The 4,548-nt window shown below is 43.0% G+C and carries 2 protein-coding genes; both read right to left on the reverse strand.

Annotated elements, in window-relative coordinates; all coding sequences use genetic code 11:
* Positions 1 to 14: 14 nt before the first annotated feature.
* Positions 15 to 1,283: a hypothetical protein gene (locus WCO51_09980; GenBank protein MEI6513586.1), complete on the reverse strand. Its 1,269-nt coding sequence runs from the start codon at positions 1,281 to 1,283 to the stop codon at positions 15 to 17.
* A gap of 75 nt (positions 1,284 to 1,358) precedes the next feature.
* On the reverse strand, positions 1,359 to 4,548 hold a 3,190-nt coding region (locus WCO51_09985), incomplete at its 5' end, for a hypothetical protein (GenBank protein ID MEI6513587.1).

The raw sequence follows: 4,548 nt of genomic DNA on the forward strand, positions 1-4,548 counted from the left end.
GCATAACAAGCTTTTCAATTTCGGACTTCATTGTAATCTTGCAATACGTCAACAACGGCTTCCCTTATTCGTTCGGCCTTTTTTGGATACATACGAGCTAAGAGGGCGCCGATTCTGGGAGCATCAGTCAGATATGAAATTTTCAACAATAAAAATGCAAAAAACTCTTTTTTGAGACCTAATCGCACAAGCATATATGCAACGTCAAATATATGTTCGTTTCGTGATAGCCTCGAATCGCTATATATTGAAATTGCTGATTTCAGATCATTCTGATGATCACTAGATCTACTGGCACTCAGTAAGTAAAACGCAACATCTGCATAAGCTCCTGAACGTTCACCGTCTAAAGGGATCTGCTGAAGTATAGTCTTGGCATCATCCAGTTTTCCCAACCTAGTTAGTTCAATCGCGAAAGTGGAATATGCATCTGTAGATTCGTGGATAGATTGTGGACCCATCTCTGGTCCATCCATCGCTTCAGTCACCTCATCAATCCCTCTAGGAAACGGCACTTTGGCCAATAATCTATGTGCTTCACCAATTCGTCCTAATCTAACAAGTGTCTGTAAAACGATACCCAACTGCCATAATTCAAAACAGTAATAATTTTCCTCGACTTCGTGAATCGCCTTAGAACAGATTTCGCTGAGAAGAGATTGATCACCTAAAATCTTCAGAACCAACATTAAGATGGAGTAGCAGAAAAGTTTATCGTTACTTTCACTGTGAGATAGTTCATTAGATGGTTCATTAATTAAATCGACAGTTGTCCTTATATCAAAACAGGCATCTTCCTTGAGATTAGAATTTGCTTCGAATAACGCAAGTATCGCATGGCATTGTGCTCGATAATGTGGCCCTTTCAATCCGTGTGCAAGACCTCTTGCCTCATCAAAAGACTTGCCCGCTTCGCTAAAGAAAGCATTCTGAGTCTGAAAGAACGCTACCCATGCAAGGGCTATGACTTTTTGCAATATGTTTGTATTGCGCTCACTTCCTGTAACAACACCTGTCTTCATGTCATGAAGAAACAAAGTTCCAGCATATGCAGTAGGTTCGATTTCGTCGCATTTATTCGCCAATTGCTTTGCTTGTGCCAGTTCATGCTTACGGAACGGCAACTTTTCTTGTCCTGAAAACACTATATCGTACAATAAAAAATCGATACCCTCGTATATTGGTATAGACCAAATGGCTTCTAAGAAGCCTAAAAGATTTCTGCGGGCCAGATTATCCAGGGCAGTTTCCCGTAAGGACCATCCGGCTTCTAATTCACGCAACCTATCCTTTAGGGTATTCCGAACAGGAGCATCATTTGAGGTGAGCGAATCGTAATCGCAAGTTACACTAACGAATCAACCCGTCGTTCTTTTTTCATCTCGTAAAAAATCCATCAATAAGCTACCGATAATATCTTGAGCTTCAGAAACAAATCCCAATTCAGTTTGCTTTGAGATCAATTCCAGAATCTTATCTGGATTATTGAACGGCAAAGCCTCTTTATAAGCTTTATCCAACACTCGTGAAGCAGCCGAAAGTCCAACCAAGGCGGCTTCTAGTTCAGCGATTGCTAAATAAGCCTCGAACTTATCAGTCGGATCTTTAAGTTTCCTTGCAGCGGAATTCGCAAGCTTCAAAGTTTTCTTCGCTTCAGAAATGCTTTCAGCAGCATGCAGGTGAGTTGCGACTTCGACTAGTGTGGTGACGATAGTATTGGCTTTATCTTTCCTCCAAGCTTTGATATCCCAACTACTGGCGATCTTTTTTTCTTTATCAATCGAGATCATTCTGGTGACAGCTGCAGTAGCCTTTGTGTTACTCCCTAAACAAGCCCAAACTGCCGCAACTGTGGACAGCAAACGGAGCTGAGTATAGGGTGACCCAGATTTTATTGCTAAATTTTCAGCTTCCGTGATGGTTGCCTCCGCTTCTTCAACTCTCCCTATCTGATGAAGCTTGAACCCCATAAACACAAGTGTGATGGAAACAAGTTCAGGAATGCTATTGTCGTGGGAATCCGAATTCCAAAGGCCCATCATAATATCTAGCATCCTGTGGGCCTCTCCAAACATCAAATTATTAATATAAGCTCTCGCGATCTTATCATATGCGAAGGCACTCTTAATTCTCGCTATTTCTATCGCCTCATCGAACTGATTTAATCGAACAAAACATTCGAAAATATGATCAGTCGCGTAGCCTTTGCGACAATCATATTCCTCATCCACCCAATGACTTACATCCCCCCATTCCCCTTCGTCACCTGTACTTGCCAATTCGTCAGCTGATCTCAGCATGCTCAAGGCTCCTTTTTTGTCAGCATCATACAGAGCACAAGCAATCTCAGCGTATGCTTCCGCTCGCCAGAAATCGTCATTGATTTCACGAGCGATCTCTTGGGCCTGATCAAACACACTTTCGTCAGGTATGTTTGGGTTGCTTTGTTTTAGGTAAGCAATCACAACTTTATAGAGTTGTTCAGAGCGTTCCCCAAGATGGGGAATTTCACAAGCTATTCGATAAGCAGCGTTAGTATTTCCTATATGAATATAATAGTCGCAAAAGTCACCATGATAATCGCAGATGACCGCTTTGGCTATAACCTCATAGTATCGCTCACTCACCTCGATAAGGCGCAAAAGAATGAATCTAGCAATATCACAAAACAAACCTTCTAGGAGAACTAAATCGTTCTCGGCCAACTTTTCCATCGATAGCCTTGCATTATCTAAATCACCGCTGTTTATTAGCTTCCATGCGATTAGCAAATACCAAAGAACGCGATACTCATATTGGTGCATATCCGCCAATCTCCAAGCAAGTTGAGGGGTCGCCCCTCGTTTAAGCGCCTCCAGTGGAGATTCACTGGAGGTTATCTCATTAAACATCCTGATGTGTCTAACAACAAGTTCTGCTGCTCGTACAGGCTTGATGGATGCTGGCTTAGTGGTCTCTTCTAAGCATAACCGAATGGTGCGTAATGGTAACTCCGGGCTGTAGACACGCTGAGATTCTAAGAAATTTTGGTCCTTTGATAAAGAAAAGAGGGCTTTGGTTTTCCCTTGTTCCTTTAGATGAATCGCAAACCAGCGTAGCGCATAGGGATTGTTGTTCTTCTTCCAAGCCCTGCACCATTTCAAAAGCGTTGCCATTGCCTCATTTCTTGTCGTCCCAACACTTTCGGAGTTTTGCAAATGCTCGCGGAAGGCATCATGGTAGAGCATCCAACCAGGATTATCTTCAGGTGTAGATGCACGCCTTAACATGATGTGTTCATGGCTTTCCAACAGATCATTAATCTTAGAGGGCAAAATCTTTTTAGCTTGAGGTTGCATTATTGTAAGGAGCGAAACTATCGTTTCTCGGTCTAATTGCTCATGTACCAGGCTAAGGATGCACATTATCGCAGTTAATATACGTGAGATGTCTGAAACATTTTCAGAACTAAGTAAGCGTTCGAAATAGGCTTCCAGACTTGGTGGAAGATCGTTTGGTCGGTCTAACCGAAGCCTTCCCTCTTTGAGATCTTGGATAGCTAATTTGATGTAAAGTGGTATTCCTTCAGAACGTTCACTAAGGACCTTAATAAAGTTGTTGGCGATGCTTATGTCAAGTAGCTGAAGCTCATGCCTGAGCGCCTCCTCCCCTTCGGTTTCGATGAGATCACGTATCTCACTGGGCCTTAAGCGGGACAACTCACCGCTACTCCAAAGCTTATTTACTTTAGAGGATTCATAAAGAGCTTTGGTTTTCTCATCCAACCGTCCTGTACATATCCACAAGACACCTGGGAATTGAGTAGACAGCGGAAGCTTAACAAAATCAGGATGTAAGTCAGCAACTTCATCCAAGCCATCAAGTATGTAGACGATACTCGGATTATCCGACCTAGCTTGTCGCCGCCTATCCAACTCGTCCATAAGAAGATGAAAGTTATTCTCGCTCGAAAAGCGGTGCTCAGAAGCAACTGTTAGATCAAGTTCTCTCTGCAAAAATGAGCCGGCAGTTTGATAAAAATCACTTGGATTACAGTGAGCGTCGCCTGCACGGAAGAAGTATGGCAAAACTCGGATGCTACTATCGCCGCGTAATAGCCAAGCAACTTTCGCCATCAACGCTGACTTACCTACTCCAGGTTTACCACCTATCCAGAGAATCCCTCCTTGTTCTGCATGCTCCTTAATCCATTGCTTAATATCCTCAACCTGTTCATCTCTTCCTATCACGCCTTTACTAAGTTCAACTATATGGTCTTTGAAATCAACAGCTTCCTTCTCCCGCTCTTTTGCTTCTTTCCAATCCTTCAGCCTAAAGACTTCCTTGAACCGGTCTGTGAATTCCGCCATTTGTTGAGCTTTGGGCTGGAACCCAGATACAGTTGAAAACTCGAGCGGGTTCCCATGATGATAAACCAATGTGTCTATGCAACTGAGGTCCTCCAAAGTCTGACTATTCTGGTTCCATGTACAACCGATCATAGGGAAGAGGTCTAGCGTTTCAACACAATCTGGCTCATGATCATGAGCCAGATTGTGTTGAAACGCT

It is taken from the genome of bacterium (genome assembly GCA_037131655.1).
Lineage (GTDB): Bacteria > Armatimonadota > Fimbriimonadia > Fimbriimonadales > JBAXQP01 > JBAXQP01.